17 protein-coding genes are annotated in these 15,766 nt (G+C 64.9%); 5 read left to right on the top strand and 12 right to left on the bottom strand.

Annotated elements, in window-relative coordinates:
* Window positions 1-408: 408 nt before the first annotated feature.
* Both ABEA50_RS31000 and ABEA50_RS17690 read right to left on the bottom strand, forming a co-directional pair.
* Window positions 409-672, bottom strand: coding sequence for a transposase (locus ABEA50_RS31000; protein WP_425577657.1), 264 nt, complete (start codon window positions 670-672; stop codon window positions 409-411).
* 29 nt (window positions 673-701) lie between these two features.
* Window positions 702-1,022, bottom strand: coding sequence for a hypothetical protein (locus tag ABEA50_RS17690; RefSeq protein ID WP_345496647.1), 321 nt, complete (start codon window positions 1,020-1,022; stop codon window positions 702-704).
* 100 nt (window positions 1,023-1,122) lie between these two features.
* Between ABEA50_RS17690 and ABEA50_RS17685 the strand changes: the two genes are divergently transcribed.
* Complete coding sequence (locus ABEA50_RS17685; protein WP_345496646.1) at window positions 1,123-1,719, top strand: TetR/AcrR family transcriptional regulator; 597 nt, start codon at window positions 1,123-1,125, stop codon at window positions 1,717-1,719.
* A gap of 156 nt (window positions 1,720-1,875) precedes the next feature.
* On the opposite strand, the gene ABEA50_RS17680 is transcribed toward ABEA50_RS17685, so the two are convergent.
* From ABEA50_RS17680 to ABEA50_RS17655, 6 genes are all read right to left on the bottom strand, one after another.
* A complete protein-coding gene (locus tag ABEA50_RS17680; RefSeq protein WP_345496645.1) occupies window positions 1,876-2,871 on the bottom strand; it encodes a pirin family protein in 996 nt (331 codons plus the stop codon).
* On the bottom strand, window positions 2,868-3,341 hold the full coding sequence (locus ABEA50_RS17675) for a carboxymuconolactone decarboxylase family protein (RefSeq protein WP_345496644.1): 474 nt from the start codon (window positions 3,339-3,341) through the stop codon (window positions 2,868-2,870). Before ABEA50_RS17675 ends, ABEA50_RS17680 begins: the two co-directional genes overlap by 4 nt.
* Window positions 3,342-3,481: 140 nt before the next feature.
* Window positions 3,482-4,768 carry a glutaminase gene (locus ABEA50_RS17670; RefSeq protein WP_345496643.1) on the bottom strand — a complete coding sequence of 429 codons (1,287 nt, stop codon included), beginning with the start codon at window positions 4,766-4,768 and terminating at the stop codon, window positions 3,482-3,484.
* A 104-nt stretch (window positions 4,769-4,872) separates the two neighbouring features.
* The gene (locus tag ABEA50_RS17665) at window positions 4,873-5,259 is read right to left on the bottom strand and encodes a GNAT family N-acetyltransferase (protein WP_345496642.1); all 387 of its coding nucleotides are present in this window, start codon (window positions 5,257-5,259) and stop codon (window positions 4,873-4,875) included.
* Between the two features lie 112 nt (window positions 5,260-5,371).
* Window positions 5,372-6,442 (bottom strand): LLM class flavin-dependent oxidoreductase, encoded by a 1,071-nt coding sequence (locus ABEA50_RS17660; RefSeq protein ID WP_345496641.1) that lies wholly within the window; start codon window positions 6,440-6,442, stop codon window positions 5,372-5,374.
* Between the two features lie 76 nt (window positions 6,443-6,518).
* Window positions 6,519-7,073 carry an NADPH-dependent F420 reductase gene (locus ABEA50_RS17655; RefSeq protein WP_345496640.1) on the bottom strand — a complete coding sequence of 185 codons (555 nt, stop codon included), beginning with the start codon at window positions 7,071-7,073 and terminating at the stop codon, window positions 6,519-6,521.
* Window positions 7,074-7,239: 166 nt separating this feature from the next.
* Between ABEA50_RS17655 and ABEA50_RS17650 the strand changes: the two genes are divergently transcribed.
* Window positions 7,240-8,172, top strand: a complete 933-nt coding sequence (locus tag ABEA50_RS17650; RefSeq protein ID WP_345497133.1) for a LysR family transcriptional regulator — start codon at window positions 7,240-7,242, stop codon at window positions 8,170-8,172.
* 84 nt (window positions 8,173-8,256) lie between these two features.
* A complete protein-coding gene (locus ABEA50_RS30995) occupies window positions 8,257-8,394 on the top strand; it encodes a helix-turn-helix domain-containing protein (RefSeq protein WP_425577668.1) in 138 nt (45 codons plus the stop codon).
* A 157-nt stretch (window positions 8,395-8,551) separates the two neighbouring features.
* Here ABEA50_RS30995 and ABEA50_RS17645 read toward each other — a convergent pair whose 3' ends face one another.
* Together ABEA50_RS17645 and ABEA50_RS17640 are read right to left on the bottom strand one after the other, a co-directional pair.
* Window positions 8,552-11,323 (bottom strand): AAA domain-containing protein, encoded by a 2,772-nt coding sequence (locus tag ABEA50_RS17645; protein WP_345496639.1) that lies wholly within the window; start codon window positions 11,321-11,323, stop codon window positions 8,552-8,554.
* A gap of 218 nt (window positions 11,324-11,541) precedes the next feature.
* Complete coding sequence (locus ABEA50_RS17640; RefSeq protein ID WP_345496638.1) at window positions 11,542-13,005, bottom strand: MFS transporter; 1,464 nt, start codon at window positions 13,003-13,005, stop codon at window positions 11,542-11,544.
* A 453-nt stretch (window positions 13,006-13,458) separates the two neighbouring features.
* Between ABEA50_RS17640 and ABEA50_RS17635 the strand changes: the two genes are divergently transcribed.
* Window positions 13,459-14,481 carry a serine hydrolase gene (locus ABEA50_RS17635; RefSeq protein ID WP_345496637.1) on the top strand — a complete coding sequence of 341 codons (1,023 nt, stop codon included), beginning with the start codon at window positions 13,459-13,461 and terminating at the stop codon, window positions 14,479-14,481.
* A 19-nt stretch (window positions 14,482-14,500) separates the two neighbouring features.
* Window positions 14,501-14,953 carry an ArsR/SmtB family transcription factor gene (locus ABEA50_RS17630; protein WP_345496636.1) on the top strand — a complete coding sequence of 151 codons (453 nt, stop codon included), beginning with the start codon at window positions 14,501-14,503 and terminating at the stop codon, window positions 14,951-14,953.
* Window positions 14,954-15,082: 129 nt separating this feature from the next.
* Here the strand turns inward: ABEA50_RS17630 and ABEA50_RS17625 are convergent, their stop codons facing one another.
* Window positions 15,083-15,457 carry a PIN domain-containing protein gene (locus ABEA50_RS17625; RefSeq protein WP_345496635.1) on the bottom strand — a complete coding sequence of 125 codons (375 nt, stop codon included), beginning with the start codon at window positions 15,455-15,457 and terminating at the stop codon, window positions 15,083-15,085.
* On the bottom strand, window positions 15,454-15,633 hold the full coding sequence (locus ABEA50_RS17620) for a hypothetical protein (RefSeq protein WP_345496634.1): 180 nt from the start codon (window positions 15,631-15,633) through the stop codon (window positions 15,454-15,456). Before ABEA50_RS17620 ends, ABEA50_RS17625 begins: the two co-directional genes overlap by 4 nt.
* Window positions 15,634-15,766 lie beyond the last annotated feature (133 nt).

Here is a 15,766-nt window from a genome sequence, read left to right as displayed (position 1 = left end):
CCCCGGCGCATATCCGGAGCAAACCGCCCGAAGTCGCCACTTCCTACTGGATTTCCTGGGGGATCGCCCTCGGCGTTCTGCTGGCACCGACACTCATCTTGGCAGTGATTCCGCGTACCCGCCGAGTAGCTATCGGGTACCTACTCGCAGCAGCGATAATTGGAGGAGGATTCACCGCAGCCGTAATTAGCTTCGAATTAGGCGGATTCTCACCCGACTGAATCCGGCCAATAGCCAGCGCACTCACCGTCGAAGCGGAGGCAAGGGTGGGTTCACGTGGTAAAAGAAACTCACCATTTCATCGTATGCCCCGTTTCGTCGGTACTCGCTGTCGTTCTTCATAAATAATATTATTTCTCGGCTTTCCCCGACATCTTCTGGAGCGTCCCCGATTGAGTGGACACGGGCTCAAGCCGCGATCTGACTGATTTCTCTGTACCCTAACGAATATTCTCGTGGCGCCAAATAATTGAGCGCTGAATGCCTCCGATCGGTGTTGTAGTAGTTCTCGATCCAGTCGAACGTCGCCCGCCGGACCACCCATTTCCTCAACGTCATCTCGTGCACACCGATATTGCGTGCCACCTCGGCCACCGGCCGACCCTCGTAGACAACGAATGCTACCGCCTGCGCCCTGTACTCCTCAGTAAAACTCCGCCGCGTCGAACCCACCTACGAACTCCCGTACTACCGAGCGACTTTCACCCCCGTGTCCACCGACCCGGGAACGGTCCACCCCCCAACCCCGCGGCCAACTCGACATCCTGACGAAAACGGCGGAAGAAGTCGACCGAGTCGCGGTACAGCCGCTTCGGGCGCGTCGAACTCGCCCCGTAGCGCACCCAATTGCTGTCGGGCGCATACCCTTCCGACTGAAACCCTGGACTGGCCACACCCCACCGGAAACCCTGCGGCAACCGCATCCCTTGGGCACGCGCGACCTTCGCGCGACCGCCGCCGACCGCCGCGCCGGCGATGGCCAGTGCCGAGCCGTGCACCAGCGTCCGTCGAGAAAACCGCACGTGACACTCTCCCTTTTCGGCGCGGACATCGAATCACCCGCTCCATATCCAAAACTAAACACCCACTAGGTTTTCGTCGACACCACTCTAGAATGGGCACATGTCCCAGCCCCGTGGCCCGTACGCCAAGACAGCAGGTAGGCGTCAGCAAATCCTCGACATCGCCATGGAGGTTTTCGGACGACAGGGGTTCCGAGGCGGCTCGCTCCGCGAGATCGCCGAGCGGGCGGGCCTCACCCAAGCAGGTGTGCTGCACCATTTCGGCAGCAAGGAGCAACTCCTCATCGCCGTCCTGCGCCGCCGCGACGAGGACCGCGCCGCGCTCGACACCGGCGAGGCTTCGACACACACCGACCGACTCCGCGCCCAGGTGAGCGTCAGCGCGGGCGACCGCGGCCTCACCCAGTTGTTCACCACGCTCGCCGCCGAGGCCACCGACCCCGACCACCCCGCACACCAGTACTTCGCCGACCGCTACCGCCACGCCCGGATATTCATCGCCGAACGCATCGAAAGTGCCCGTGCGGCAGGGGAACTCACCTCAGACATCGATACCGAAGCGCTCGCCCACCTATTGATCGCCGTCATGGACGGCCTACAAACCCAATGGCTGCTCGACCCCGACCTGGACATGGTCGCCACCTTCGACGCGCTACTGAAGCTGCTGTCGCCCCCCGACGGACGCGACACCGACTGAACTCGGAGGCGAATTCCGAGACAGCCCAGAGTGGCCACCTCATCCGAGGTATTGCTCTCGAGAAGGTAGGGCATGCCGCCGACCGGGGCGGGTCACCTGGGACAAGATTCGCCGTTGACAGCACTGAACAGGCACGAACGCGACCCAGGCCACGCCCTACTCGCGCGGAACGAGCCTGGCGTTCGGCAACAGTGGAGCAGGCAAGGGTGGCAGTTGGTTCGGCGGGAATTCGCCGAACAGGGCTGGCTTGTCGGCGTCGCTCGGGTCGGGTGCTGCTAAACCGAGTTCGGCTTGGTAACGGCGGCGGTACTCGGCGATCTCGTCGTGGTCGCGGCCGACGAAGTTCCACCACATCACGATCCGCTCCCCCAGCGGGACGCCGCCCAGTAGGATCACTCGGGCTTCGGTGTCGGCTGCGGTGATGACCAAGGTGTCGGATCCGGGAGGGATGTAGGCGAGTGAGCGCTGGGCTGTGATGGATGAATTCACCGTGACCTCAGTGTTTTCCGCGAGGACGGCGTGTTCGAAGTCGGGCCGTACGGTGAGCCGGGCCGAGGCACCGGGGGCGAGGACCAGTTCGGCACCGAGCAGGTCGGGCGTCCGGGTGTCGACCGGGGAGGTCGATCCGAGGAGTGTTCCGAGGAATACCCGCGCCCGCACGCCGGGCAGTGTCACCGGCTCGGGGGCGTAGTGCGCGAATGCGTTGTCACTGAAACGAGTTTCGTCCGGCAGGGCGTACCAGAGCTGCACACCGTGCAGCGTGCGCGTCTCGGGGTCGCTGATCTCCTGATGGGTGATGCCACGTCCGGCGATCATGAGGTTCAGCTCGCCGGGGACCACCGAGGCCGCGTTGCCGCCGGAGTCGAGGTGCTCGACGCGGCCGGAGAACAGCCACGACACGGTCGCGAGGCCGGTATGTGGGTGTCGTGGCATCTCCATGCCACCGGTCACCGAAACATCGTCGGGGCCATAGTGATCGAGAAAGCACCAGGCCCCCACCAACGACCGTTGACGCTGCGGAAGGGTCCGGTACACGGTCATCTCCCGCACGCCGCCGAGGGGCACGAGGCGCGGCTCGAGGATCTCGATCGCCGTGCACGGCTGCCCGTGATCCAGCACTTCCAGTTCGGGGTGTGTGTCGAGGTTGGTCATCGAATGATCTTTCCTTCGGTATCGCGGGGACGCACAGCATGCTGGCTGAGGATCGAGATGCGGTTGAACGCGTTGATCGTGACCGCAACCCATTCGGCCGCGACGAATGCTTCCTCGCCGAGAACCGATTGGGCGCCAACGAGATCGGCATTAGACTCATCGGTGGTGGGCAGCAGCGTCGCGGCTTCGGCCACCGCGAGCACCGCCCGCTGCCGATCATCGAACAACTCGGTCTCCCGCCACGCGGGTAGCAGGTCCAGCCGCTGTTGCGCTATCCCGGCTCGCCTCGCCGCGCGCGCGTGCAGATCCACGCAGAACGCGCACGCGTTGATCTGCGACACACGCAACTTGATGAGCTCGGACTCCTGGACCGAGAGTCCCCGCTGCGACGCCGTCTCGCGGATCGCGGACGCGAACGCTTCCGCGGCTTTCCACGCCTCGGGCATGACCTTGTCCAAGGACGGACGCATTCTGTGTCTCCTTTTTCCCACGGCGACAGCGCAGCCCTGTCGTGCGCTCTCGAGTCCATCTGGTCCGACGCCAGCGGCGTATCACATCGAGCTGCGTCCACGACCCGCAGGTGGCTTGCTAGCGCGGTCGGCGTCTCGGGCTACCGATCGCTCGAATTCTGTTCTTGTTCAAGGGTTTTCACGACGGTGACTCGACCACCATCGCCAGGATCGGGGTCGGGCACGAGCGTTTCGGGGTCGACGAGGTAGACCTCGTGGCCGTCCAGCGTGAGTCGGCGCACGACCTCCAGCAGCATGCGCCGGCCCACATCGTCGATCGAATAGACCATGGTGAGGTCCAACGCCACCCCGACTTCGGTGGGTGCGGTGTCGACTGCTTCTCGAACGATTCGCTCGGCGGCCGAAAAGCCGACCCCGCCCTGCAATTCGAGGACCCGAATCGCATCCCGCCCAGCGCCGACAACATGGTTGGATCGCACGACCGCGCGCGCGGCGGCCGGAACCTCCATGACATGCAGGCCCATATCGGAGGAGAACCGCTCGAACAGCGACACCCCGCGCACGCTGTTGCCATGGCGGTCGAGTCGCGGCGAGAACGTCGCGATGCCGATCTGACCGGGCAGCGCACCGATCAGCCCTCCGGCCACGCCGCTCTTGGCCGGAATGCCGACCTGGGTGGCCCAGTCACCGGCCGCGTCGTACATTCCGCAGGTCGACATGACGCTCAACACCTGACGCACCACCGGCTCGTGGATCACCCGCGCACCCGAGACAGGGTTGATCCCGCGATTGGCCAATGTCGCCGCCATCATCGCCAGATCTCGCGTGGTGACGAGCACCGAGCACTGACGGGTGTAACCGTCGACGACTGTCCTCGGGTCTTCGGTGAGGATGTCGTGGCTGCGCAGCATGTGCGCGATCGCGAGGTTGCGGTGTGCGTGCTCCAACTCCGACGCGCACACCGCCGTATCGGTCGTCAGCTGACGACCGGCAAACGCCGAAAGACCGTCGACCACGCGCTGCACGCGCTCTGCCGCGGTCATTTCCGCCGAACCCGCCAGTGAGTGCGCGGTGATCGCACCGGCGTTGATCATCGGATTGAGCGGACGACCGGTATCGCTCTCCAACGAGATCTGATTGAACGCCTCCCCGGACGGCTCGACACCGACTTTGGCGAGCACGGCGTCGAAACCGCGATCCGCCAATGCCAGCGCATAGGCGAACGGCTTGGAGATCGACTGGATCGTGAACTCGGTATCGATATCGCCCGCGCCGTACACCTCGCCGTCGACGGTGGCGAAAACCGCGCCGAGGCGCTCCGGGTCGGCTGCCGCGAGTTCGGGGATATAGGCCGCGAGCGCGCCGGAGGTATCGGCCCGCGCATCGCCGAGCGCCTCGATCAGGTAGTCGGGGACGACCGACCGCATTCGTGCTCCTTCACGCAGAGGGACGAGCTTCTGATTGGTCATCTCGGCGCGGAGATCTCGAGGCGCTCACCGAGTCACGGTGCCGAGGCGAGGGTGCGCAAATCTTATGCCGCACTTCCGGTGGCACGCTGAACCAGCGCGATGTCCGAAGGCGTCGGGCGGCGGAAAGCACCGCCGTCCGCGCTGAATTCATCGCCGTGTGTCCGTAGATGACGCGCGAACAGCGGGCACACGGGCACGACGGTGCGGTTCTTGCGAATGCTGTCCGCCAGCGCCTCCCGCACCAGCAGTCCGGCCAGACCTCGTCCACCGAACTCCTCGTCTACTTCGGTGTGGAAGAAGATCCGCTCCTCGGCTGGCGAGTTGATGAACTCAGCTCGACCGGCGGGTGATTCGTCGGCGAGGCGCACGACGTAGGCGCTGATCGGGTCGCCGACGTCGAGCGTGACCGTCACGGCGGCGCCGGTTTTGTCGATCAATCCCTCGGCCATCTGGGTGTCCTTTCGTGAGTGGCGGTGCGGCAGCGCTGACGAGTTGTCGTGTGAGAAGCGCGGAACAGGCCAGTGACGGTTCCGCGGCCGGTCGAGGTGCCGACAATCGTGGTCATTGCGTCGCTCCCGCTGTGGCAGTGGACTTTTCGGCGAGCAGCTCGCGGACACGAGGAATGACCCGGGTTCCGTACAGCTCGACCGAACGCAACCGCGCATCGGCGGACACGGTGCCCGCCGCCGAGTAGACCATGTCGAACCGCCCCGCATCCAACACCCGGACCGCCTCGGCGATCTTCTTCGCGACCGTCTCGACCGACCCGACATACAGCGATCCGTGTTCCACTTCGGCGTCGAATTCTTCCCGGCTGATCGGCGGCCAGCCACGCAACACCCCGATCCGGTCGCGAGTCTCCTTGAAGCCGGGGTAGAACAGTGCTTTCGCCTCGGCGTCGGTCGCCGCGACGAACCCCGGCGAGTGCATCCCGACCGGTTGCGCGGCGGTGCCGAGTTGCTCGTGCGCCCGCCGGTACAGCTCGACATAGGGAGCGAACCGGTCGGGTGCGCCGCCGATGATGGCGAGCATGAGCCGAAAACCGTAGTGCGCGGTGCGGAGTACGGACTGTGGTGATCCACCGACGCCGACCCAGGTATCCAGACGCCCCGATTCCGTCTTCGGGAACACCTCCGCGCCCTGGAGCGCGGCACGGGTGGTCCCCTCCCAGGTGACCGGCACCTCGTCCAACAACCGGTGGAACAGGTCGATCTTTTCCTCGAACAGCACGTCGTAATCCTTCAAGTCGTACCCGAACAGCGGGAACGACTCGGTGAACGAACCGCGTCCGAGGATCACCTGCGCCCGACCGTTGGACAGCGCGTCCACGGTCGCGAACCGTTGGAACACCCGCACCGGGTCGTCCGAGGACAGCACCGTCACACCCGAAGCGAGCCGAATACGTTTCGTGGCGGTCGCGATTCCCGCCAGCACCGTCTCCGGGCTGGAGATCGCGTACTCCGGCCGGTGATGCTCACCCAACGCGACCACATCGATGCCGACCTCGTCGGCCAGAACCGCCTCGGTCACCGCGGCGCGGATCGCCTGCGCATGCGAGACGAGCTCACCCCGATCATCGCGCGGCCGGTCGCCGAAGCTATCGATGCCGAACTCGAGCTGCGAAACATCCATGTGTGTGCCATTCCTCCGAGGCGTTGTTGCTGGGTTATCGGCCACCGTCGCTATCGACCAGCGCCAGCGGCGAAAGTCAGAGCTGTTCGGGTGCTGCCATCCGGTAGACGAACTGGCCGAGCCCCGACTGCGCGATCGCGAACATCGTCGCGGCCATGCCTTCCTGAGTGGCCGCCATGCTCAGGTCGCCCAAGCGGACCGCGTCGTATCCCGCGTCGATACTGAGCTGCGCGACAACGCTTCTAGCGCCGTCGTCGCCGGACCACAGATTGCTCGGACGTACCCTCGCCTCGGCGATCTGCCCGAAGAGAGCGGCGAAATTGGTGCTGAACGCCTTCGCCGTCGGCCCGCCGGTCACCGACTTCACATACTCGGCGTTGGAGGAGAATCCGGCTGGCGGCTGGGCATCGCCGTAGCGGTTCGTCGCGTCGAGCACCGTCTTGCCTTTTAGGCCGGTGACCGACGACAGAGCCGAGGCAACCTCGGTTCCGGGGACTGCGAGCAGCACCGTTTCCGTGGCGCCGACGGCGCCGCCGTCTCGACCCAGCCGCGCCACCTGGTGCCCGGCCCGTTCCCAGAGGTCGGCCAGCCCGCCGCCGAGGTTGCCTCGTCCGATCACGGTGATGTTCATGCTTGGCTCCTTGCCGATCCGATATGCGATGTAGGCGGAGTCAACCGGCTCCGAACAGGTGCGATTGGGCAGCTCAGCACGTCTCCCGTGTCCTGAGGACGACGGTACGGCGACTGCCGGGCGGGCGTCCAAGACTTGTTCGTCCACGCAACGATAGAATTCGACTATCGATATCAGCCCCAGGGTTCTCCGCTATTTCGTGGCCGTCGCCGAGGAACTCCACTTCGGCCGCGCGGCAACCCGTCTCTACATCACCCAGCCGTCGCTGAGTCATCAGATCCGCAAGCTCGAGGAGACCCTCGGCACCGCACTGTTCGTGCGTTCGAGCCGCCGAGTACAGCTCACCGCCGCGGGCAGGACACTGATTCGCGAGGCGCCGATCGCACTGGCCGCCCTGGACCAAGCCGTGGAACTCACCCGACTGGCCGGGGCAGGGGTCGCGACGACGATCCGACTCGGCTACACCCCGGTGACGAGCTTCGACACGCTCACGAAGCTGATGAACGCGCTCCACGAAGACCATCCCGGTTTCACCGTCGACGCCAGAGAACACTTCAGCGCCGAGATTCCCGAACTTCTCTGCGCGGGCGACCTGGACATCGGCCTGGCCCTCTCACCCCAACCGATCAGCGGAGTCGCCGGCGAGCCCCTCCGCAAAGAACCCGTCTCCGCGCTCCTGAGCACCCGCCACCACCTCGCGGCCGAACCGACGGTCCCGGTAAAAGCATTGCGCGACCAAACCCTCCTGCTGTTCCCACGCCGTCTCGCCCCCGCGTACTACGACGCCATCGTCGCCGCATGCCACGAAGCGGGCTTCTCCCCCGACATCTGCGCGTTCGAAGAACCACCGGTGAACGCCATGCTCGCCCGCGTCGCCGGCGGACGCGACATCGGTTTGGCCCCTGCGTCATTCGCCGAAAACGCGGCACGACCCGGCACCGGCATCGTTCATCGCGACCTGGTCGATCCGCCGATTCAGGCAGAACTCTCGGTGCTGTGGCCCGCGAACGACCCCGCCCCCGCCATTGCGAGTGTCCTCACCACCGCGCGCCGATGCGCTGAACGCAACGGTTGGCTGCGCGATCCGATCGCGCGGTGATATAAGGTGGCGACAAACAACTTTCGGGCACAGCGGCCCGAACCGCGGTAGCGCGCAGCCTAATGCCAAGCAGCGCACGAGCACCTGCGCAACCCCGCCTACCAGCGCCGCAGCATCACCGATATCGCCTCGGACCTGGGTTTCGGTTCGGCCAGCAGCTTCAACAAAGCCTTCCGCCGACGCTTCGACACCACACCGAGCCAACTGCGCGAGGACCTATAGACCGATGCGAAGACAGCCTGAAACTGCGAGAGCCTTGATCTGCTCCACCAGTTTTACGGCCTTCAGTCACCGTATCCACGCTTCGCTTTGTCTCCGGATGCGAGCGCGCGGCTCGACCACCTAGCGGTCGCAGGCGGCAGGTCCGGTTCCGAGGAGCTCAACGCATTCGGTCCAAAAACCTTCGGACCACGGGGACTTCGTTACTGCCGGTAGTGGGGAGTCGGAGTATGCGGAACTCGTAGTGGGCGCAGATCCCGTCCTTGATTTCGTCGCGGGCGAGCTGCGCGGGGTCCGCCTCGTGGTAACGGAATCCGTCGACTTCGATCGCACCGAGGTTGGCGCTGGTGATGCGGTTGTACAACAAGAAGTCGAATGATGTCGAACGGTGCTCCATGAACTCGCGTTGGCGGGCGGTGAGTTGGTCCCAGCCGCCCTGGAATACGTTCTTCAACGAGACCTGCCGGTGTATTCCGAGGTGACGGTACGCGGGGTCGTCGAGTAGGTCTTCCAGCATGGTCAGGACGATGTCTTCCGAGGGAACCGCGGTGCGTTTCCCGCCGATTCTGCGGCGTTTGCGTTCCGCGTAGTCGGCGTACAGCAGGTCGAAAATCGAGGCGATGTCGCTGTCCACGACCGCGTGGTTCGGGTCCCGGTACCGGATGTAGCCGATGAGGTTGCGCAGGTGGAGACTCTTCGGCAGCTCGGATGGATGGGTGACCAGGACGAACAGCCGCTTTGCTCGGGAGACCGCCACATTGATCAACTTCGGATCGTCGGCGAATGCCAAGGCGTCTCGACCGCTGTCCGAGTCGTCCAAGACGGTGGTCATGATCACCGCATCCTTCTGTCTGCCTTGGAATTTGTGCACGGTGTCGGACTCGATCGCGTCGACGAACTCCTTGGCGGCCTTGTTCGCCTGCCGTCGATACGGTGTGGTGATACCGATGTCCTCGGGTTCGATATTCGGGACAACCCAGGGGATCACCTCGTGCTGGATCACGTCGAGTTCGCGCTGATTGCTGCGACCCTTGGACATCGGGTCGTCGTCTTTGTACGTACGGCGCATGTGATTACCGGGTTTCGTGCGCACCACGGTCATCGCGGCGTATCCCGGCGTGCTGCTCGTGTACGGAATCAGTTTGCCGCCGTAGAAGTTTCGATTGCAGAACTCGATGATGTCCGGATCGCACCGATAGTGCTCCCGCAACATGACCCGGTGCAGGCGATCACCGAACTGTCGGGCGATCAAATTCAGGATGCTGTTCGCGTGGTCGAAGGTTGGATCGGGTGACGTTGGCAGGCCGCTCAATTCGGTGGTGACCGGCGGCAACTGTTCAAGGTCGCCGACGACGATGAGGTTGCGCGCGCATGCCAGCGCGGGCGCCACTGTCACCAGGTCCACCTGTGAGGCTTCATCGATGATGAGGTAGTCCAGCAGAACCGATTCGCCGATGCTGTTCTGGAGCGAATGACAGGTACTCAGGATCAACGGGTAGTCGATCATGAAATTTCCGAACTGTTTTCGGTATGTCTGCCCCGCGTAGGTCGTCCGCGGCAGCGAGGCGTAACGCGCGCACAGTGCGTCACGCAGTATCTGCTGGGACAAGCGTGCCTGCTTGTTCAACAGGTCGTCGAAATTCTTGCGTGCGAGTGTGCCGTCCAGTCGTGCGACCTGCCGTTCGAGTTCGGCGATCTTCTTCTCGTAGTACAGGCGTTGAATTCCGAGGACGACATCGACATCGTCGGCGTCGACCTTGCGCAGCGCCCGATATTTGACGTAGCGGTTCACAGCGTCCTCGATCCGTGCCCAGCCGTGGTCTCGTAGCCACCTCGGGTCGGTGTCGGCGACGAAGTCGAGCAACTTGTTCGCACTGTAGCGGTGCAGGAGGGGCAGGTTCTCCGGTACTTCGTGACGTTCGAAGTGTGCCTGAAAGTGGTGTTGTTCCAGGCGATATCCGTTCAGCCTGTGCTGCACGACCGCGCGTTCGCGTTCGAATTCGCGCAGTCTGCCCATGCGCTCGTTCAGCTTGGCGAGTTCGGTCGCGGTTTTCGGGTCCGAAGGGGCGGCCACTCTGAGCATCGCATCGACGGCGTTGTTCCGAGGCCCCTGCGTGTCGAAGAACTTGTCCTTCTTGTCCTTGCGGCCCAGATTGGCCGCGACCAGGCCGAAGCCCTTCTCTGCGAGCTTGTCGCGGACGTTGTCCACGGCGGCGTTGCTGAACGACACCAGTCCGACCGTCACGCCCGGTCGGCAGATCACCGAGGCGATGATGTTGAGGATCGTCTCCGTCTTACCGGTGCCTGGCGGACCGTCGATCACCGAGATCGGGTACCTCAGCGCGTTGTCCACCGCCGCGCTCTGGCAAATGTTGGTCTTGAACGGGTACAGCGGCTGCGGGATCCGCTCGTCCGGGTGCGCCTCGATATCTCCGGCTTCGAGAATCCGAGGCAAGATGCTGTCGCGATGGATATGGTCCAGGCGCTGGTAATTTCGCTGAAGCACCTTGCCCGCATCGCCGGTCTGCAACTGGACGACCGCACGCCAATAGCTCAGCGCACTCGAGGATCGGGCAGTGATCGCGGCGTTGGGCACCACCCGGATCGCGCTGTCGCTGTGTGCCTTCCATCGTCCCTGCCACACGTGCCACCATGCGCCGACCCCGGGCGGACCGACGAATCGATATGCCTCGGTCGCCTCGACGGGGGAGCCATCGACGAGCAGCTTCGCCTGCCGCCCCAGCGAAACATGTTCGGACTGTTGAAGAATCGTGATTCGATCCCACCGGAACCAATAATCCTTGGGCCCACTGAACCGTACCCGAACCTGATCGGGCAGAGGTTCGAGCTGGGTGATCTCCAGCGTCTTGTCCTGCGGTGTCCGATCCTGCTTGTTCAGAATCACTACCGCGACGCCCCGTGGGTCCAGCATGACGGTCCCCCTCCCGATACTGTCGGATCAGGACCCTACCCGCTCCGGGAACTCCCGTCTTCCATTGCGGCACTTTGCCTTCGGTCGCCGATCAGACGGCGAGAATCGCTGCTGGCGCAGCACCGCGGACGCCGGAGCCATGGAATTCCCTCGGCCGCCCGCTCACAGCGCGTGCTACGCCGCGGCCCAGAGCGCATCGCGGCGGTAGGGACGAACGCTCATATCACTTCCGCGCTGTCGGATGTCCGACCCGGGAGCAAAAACGAAAAGACCAGTGCGAGAAGGGCGAAGACCGCGCCGACCACCAAGGCGAGAGAATAGCCGTGTGCGGCGGCTCCATCGACTTGCGCCCGAATGACCAGGGAAGACATGAGTCCCATGCCCACCGCCGCACCCATGTTGAATGCCGCCGAATTCAAACCCGGCAGGACGCCTGGTCGCCGCTGTGTGCTGTAGAGGACGCCGAGCCCGTTGAGTGTGGTGTTCGACGCGGCCGAGTACGTGGCACCGATCAGGAGCGCGAGTATGAAGAGCAGCCAGCGGTCGTGCGTGGCGAAAACCATTGCGACGAGGCAGATCAGGCTTCCCGCCAAACCGAAACGCAGCACCAGGCGGTAGCCGACGCGTGGCGCCACCTTTCCGGCGAGCGGCGCGAGTATCCAGCCCAGCAGCGAGAACGGTGTGAGGTATAGCAACGCCGACGCGGTTCCTGTCATGCCGAAACCGTTGTCCGCGTCCTGGGAGAGCGCGGGAAGCGTGAACAGCAGGGTGGCGAATGCCGAAGCGAGCGTACAGAAGGTGGTCACGAGCAAACCCCACGTCTGACGCTGACGCAGCACCGCGAGCGGGATGAGCGGATGCGCCGTCCTCGACTCTGCGAACCAGAAACCCACGCCACAACCGATCGCACCGACCGCGAACAGCACCGTGACCGGATTCGCCCAGCCCGCCGTGCCGAAACCCAGGGTCAGCACCATGTTCAACCCCCACAGTGCGCCGGTCATGGTGAGTGCGCCCGACCAGTCCATACGTCCGGTCTCGGCGATCCTGGTTTCCGGCGTCCAGGCGAACAGCGTCACCATGGCCGACACCGCTACCGCGAGGATCACCGCCAGAATCCCCTTGTACCCGACGGCGTCGACGATGATGCCGCCCAGCAGGGTGTCGACACCCGCGATTCCGCTGTTCACGGCCGCCATCAGGCCGAGATAGCTCCCGTACTTCCTGGGTTCGAGGATCGAGCGCAGCGTGAGATTCGAGAGCGCGAACGCGGCGCCGACGAACCCTTGCAGCGCACGGCCGACGAGCAGCCACAGGGCATCGGACGACACCAGGGCGATCACGGTGCCGACGATCATCACCGCGACGGAGCCGAGCAGCGCGTTGCGGCGGCCGATCTGGTCGGCGAACGGCGGCAGCAGGATCGACAACGCGGCAGCGACGGCGAGGAAAACGGTCGAGCTCCACCCGATGAAACCGGGCGAGGTTCCGAGCCGAGCGGACATGTCACCGATCGCGGGCGACAGCATCGTGGAGTTCAGCTGAAAACTCGCGATGGCGAGGACGAGCGATGCCAGCACCAGCCGCGGACGCACCTTTCCACGTGCGGTGATGCGGGTCTTCGCGCCGGAAACCGGATCGTGGTTGTCCGCCACTTCGTTCGGCGCCGTCGTCTTGTTCATGAGAATGCACCTCGTTGGGCATGCGGAGCGGGATCCCCGCCCGAAATACCGGACTACTTCAGTCCTCTCACGTCGACGCGAACACCGGCACCGGACCGGTCATCGGATAGTACGAGACACCATCGCCAACCCTCTTGCCACAGCGGGCAATTCGACCCTCCGGTGCTGCCGCCGCGACAGCGGCGTGGCAGTCGCGTTCGAAGCGAACCGCGGCGTCGGCGCAAGGAGAGCGCACGCCCGCTCACCCCCGTCACGCGCAAGCACCACAGGTCGGCTCCGAAGGGGTTCACGGTCATCGGGTGCTCCCGTGGTCGGACCGGATCACCAGCCGGATCTCGAGGCACGCGCCGCGAGCGTCACGCCCCAGCCAGCGATCGGTCGTTGTAGCGCCGACGTCCGAGGTACAGTCGACTTTGTTCGTAATTTCGTAATTCCGGAATAAGAAAGAATATGATGCGGATTCGGATGATGGTGGCCGCAATACTGATCCCGCTGGCCACGGGATGTTCGGAAACACAGCCAGCGGCAGCGGCATGCGGGCCGACGCCGGAGCCGGGCGTCACATCGACCGATGGCTGGCTGGGGCGTATCGCCGCGGAACCCGAGACCATTGCCGTGCACGTGGACGATGGGCGAGGGCATGTCGTGGAACGGGGGGCCGACGAGCCGCGACCGGTGGCGTCGGCGAACAAGGTGGTGGCGCTGGCGGCTTATGCGCGAGCGGTCGCGGACGGAGAACTCGATCCACAGCAGCGAGTGCCGCTCGCCGAGTGGGAGCGATGGTATCTACCCGGAACCGATGGCGGAGCCCACGATCAGGCGCTGGCCCGACTCGGCGGGAAGGACGTGACCTTGGACCAGCTGGTCAGTGCGATGATCAGGGAAAGCGACAACGCGGCTCCCGATTACCTGCGCGATCGCCTCGGTGACCAGGCGCTGATCAACGCCGCGGCGGCCGGTGGTTGGGAGGGGTACAAGCCCTCGAGCAAGCTCGGTGAGATCATCCGAATGCTCGATCCCGGCGGCGACGAGTGGGCGACCGCCCGCCGCTACGCGAACGACGCCGCATACCGCGCAGATCTGCGGTCGCGGCCGCTGCCCGCGGCAGACGCGCAGACGCGGTGGGCCGAAACCACCGCCACGGCTTCCGCCAGCCAGCTCGCCTCGATGCACCGCGCCATCGCCGACGGCGGATTCGGCGCCGGCGCCGATATCGCCCGTGCACAGCTGGAATGGCAACAGCCCCCGCCCGGGTACGAGGCGATCGGTTTCAAAGGCGGGTCCTACGCCGGGGTACTGGCCGACGCCATCTATTTGCGTGCCGCCGATGGCACGGTGGCCACGGCCGTGTTGCTCAACCATCGCATGCCCCTCGACGTCTGGGCGGAGGCGATGACGACACTGACCGAACAGAAAGTACTGCTCGGGGCCATGACCGACCCGGAGATGTCGCGCCGACTAGCATGCGCCGTATGACCGATACCCCTGCGGCGCCGTGACCGATATCGCCGCCGAGCTGGCCGCGCTCGAGGTGCGGGTCGCGGCGCTCGAGGGATCGGCACGAGCCGAGCCCGGCGAGCGCGGCTTCGTCGAATACAGCGGCAGCGTCGATTTCGGCGGACCGGTGGACTGGACGATCCGCTACAGCGCGGTCGCCGTGCGCGATCTTCCCGCGCAAGACCGTGTCGACGTGCTGGCGGCCCTGGGCCACCCGGTCCGGCGGGCATTGGTCGAGGCCCTGCTCGACGGCCCCCGCGCCGGTTCGGAACTCGCGCAGGCAGTGGGCCTCACATCCCAAGGGCAGTTGTATCACCACATGCGAGCACTGACATCGGCAAAAGTGATCGAACAACACGGCCGCGGCGCCTACCACATCCCGGCCCCGAAACTGGTCCCGATCCTGATCATCATGACCGCGGCCGCCGATATCGCCGAAGCCCTGCGCTGAGGCGCCCACCTTCCACCGCAAGGCTGGCCCACCGCTCCCCGACGACCTCGTACGGCGCCGACTTACCAGGCTGCGTCAAATGCTGTGTGGCTCACCTGGCCTGCGACCATCGCGGCGACAACGGACGGACTACACCACGTACAGCCGTACCGCCGGATCGAGCGTCGCCAGGTTGTCGGGGTCCGAGGTGACCACCAGGGCTGCCCGCAGCGCCCGCGCCAGCACCACCACATGACCATCCACCACATCCGCACCGCCGACGGAACCCAGCAGCACACCGACCGCGCGGGCGTGCGCTTCCGTAAGGTCGACGACGCGGACCGTGCGGGATTTCAGCAGCCGCGCGAGCGCGTGTTGCCGAGAGTCGTTGCGCCAGCACTGCGCCAAAACCGTTGCGGGCACAATGATCTCGTTTTCCCGAGACAGAGCTCGGTCGAGGATGGCAACGGCTTTCGGGTTGCCCTTCTCCAGCCCGATCAACGCCCCGGAGCCGAGGACGATCATGCGGCTCCACCGAGAGATTCGTCGGCGGCCGCACGCTCGGCGGCATCGAGAGCGGCATCCGCATCGTGACGGTCAGCGTCGGTGACACCTGCCTCGGAGGCAAGCTCGGCGATGATCTCCCTGGCAGTCGCCCAATCGGGTTCGCGCTGGGCCAGGGTGGCGAACCACGCCGACACGGAGGGCGCTAGGGCACGTCTCCCAATAGTTTGAGCCATTCCACGGTAAGAGCCATGACGAATCCCGCACGGTAGGTCAGGGCGAGTTTGTCGTAGCGTGTGGCGACGCCACGCCAGTGTTTTGCCTTGTTGA

Origin of the sequence: Nocardia callitridis, assembly GCF_039543305.1 — a bacterium.
Classification (GTDB): domain Bacteria; phylum Actinomycetota; class Actinomycetes; order Mycobacteriales; family Mycobacteriaceae; genus Nocardia; species Nocardia callitridis.
The sequence above is the reverse complement of the archived record's forward strand: the minus strand, read 5'-3'. Positions and strand labels throughout refer to the sequence as shown.

What these genes read in the sequence shown, in the direction of transcription:
- ABEA50_RS17685 (WP_345496646.1), top strand. Translation starts at nt 1,123, where the DNA reads ATGTCCCAGCCCCGTGGCCCGTACGCCAAGACAGCAGGTAGGCGTCAG.
- ABEA50_RS17635 (WP_345496637.1), top strand. Translation starts at nt 13,459, where the DNA reads ATGCGGATTCGGATGATGGTGGCCGCAATACTGATCCCGCTGGCCACG.
- ABEA50_RS17675 (WP_345496644.1), bottom strand. Translation starts at nt 3,341, where the DNA reads ATGCGTCCGTCCTTGGACAAGGTCATGCCCGAGGCGTGGAAAGCCGCG.
- ABEA50_RS17665 (WP_345496642.1), bottom strand. Translation starts at nt 5,259, where the DNA reads ATGGCCGAGGGATTGATCGACAAAACCGGCGCCGCCGTGACGGTCACG.
- ABEA50_RS17680 (WP_345496645.1), bottom strand. Translation starts at nt 2,871, where the DNA reads ATGACCAACCTCGACACACACCCCGAACTGGAAGTGCTGGATCACGGG.
- ABEA50_RS17645 (WP_345496639.1), bottom strand. Translation starts at nt 11,323, where the DNA reads ATGCTGGACCCACGGGGCGTCGCGGTAGTGATTCTGAACAAGCAGGAT.
- ABEA50_RS17670 (WP_345496643.1), bottom strand. Translation starts at nt 4,768, where the DNA reads ATGCGGTCGGTCGTCCCCGACTACCTGATCGAGGCGCTCGGCGATGCG.
- ABEA50_RS17625 (WP_345496635.1), bottom strand. Translation starts at nt 15,457, where the DNA reads ATGATCGTCCTCGGCTCCGGGGCGTTGATCGGGCTGGAGAAGGGCAAC.
- ABEA50_RS17640 (WP_345496638.1), bottom strand. Translation starts at nt 13,005, where the DNA reads ATGAACAAGACGACGGCGCCGAACGAAGTGGCGGACAACCACGATCCG.
- ABEA50_RS17660 (WP_345496641.1), bottom strand. Translation starts at nt 6,442, where the DNA reads ATGGATGTTTCGCAGCTCGAGTTCGGCATCGATAGCTTCGGCGACCGG.
- ABEA50_RS17655 (WP_345496640.1), bottom strand. Translation starts at nt 7,073, where the DNA reads ATGAACATCACCGTGATCGGACGAGGCAACCTCGGCGGCGGGCTGGCC.